The sequence below is a fragment of the Acinetobacter sp. ANC_7511 genome (assembly GCF_056779975.1).
Window position 1 is genome coordinate 1 of record NZ_JBWYIY010000064.1, and the last position, 275, is coordinate 275.

1 protein-coding gene is annotated in these 275 nt (G+C 42.5%); it reads left to right on the top strand.

Annotation, left to right across the window (positions count from 1 at the left end):
* The coding region (locus AC1M9L_RS14850; RefSeq protein WP_481592566.1) for an Ig-like domain-containing protein at window positions 1–275 on the top strand (275 nt) is incomplete at both ends.

Here is a 275-nt window from a genome sequence, read left to right on the forward strand (position 1 = left end):
ACACCGACTGAAGAATTACCAGAAGGTGAATATACAGTTAAAGCTGAAGCGAAAGATGCGGTGGGTAATACTGCTACTGAAACTGCGGATGGCAAATTAACTGTAGATACAACTGCACCATCTGATACCGATGTAACGATTGATCCAATTGCGGATACAAACGATACAACACCAGAAATCACAGGTACAACTGAACCAGGAACAACAGTAAATGTCGTTGTTAAAGACAAAGACGGTCAAGTTGTTGCAGAAGGTCCAGCGACAGTTACAGGTGA